This is a genomic window from Gilvimarinus algae (genome assembly GCF_030518215.1).
GTDB classification, from domain to species: Bacteria; Pseudomonadota; Gammaproteobacteria; order Pseudomonadales; family Cellvibrionaceae; genus Gilvimarinus; species Gilvimarinus algae.
Map to the genome: position 1 here is coordinate 1 of NZ_JAULRT010000042.1, position 362 is coordinate 362.

The 362-nt window shown below is 66.0% G+C and carries 1 protein-coding gene; it reads right to left on the reverse strand.

Annotation, left to right across the window (positions count from 1 at the left end; genetic code table 11):
* The coding region (gene argS / locus QWI16_RS06170; protein ID WP_302711911.1) for an arginine--tRNA ligase domain-containing protein at positions 1-362 on the reverse strand (362 nt) is incomplete at both ends.

Consider the following 362-nt stretch of genomic DNA (forward strand, 5'->3'; position numbering starts at 1 on the left):
CCATCAACATGCCGAACTGGGTGCCCCAGTCGCCTACGTGGTTCTGGCGAATGACGGTGTCGCCCAGGAACTCCAGCACCCGCGCCACGCTGTCACCGATGATGGTCGAGCGCAGGTGGCCGACGTGCATCTCTTTGGCCAGGTTGGGGGCCGACAGGTCGACCACCACTTTTTGCGCCGGGCCGGCCTTGCGCGCGCCGAGGTGGGCGTCGGCCAGGGCAGCGTCCAGGCGGTTGGCCAGGGCGTCGGTATTCTGGAAGAAATTGAGGAAGCCAGGGCCTGCGATCTCGACCTTGCTGATATCGGCGCTGGCCGGCAGGGCGTTGATCAGTTTTTCCGCCAGGTCGCGCGGCTTCATGCCG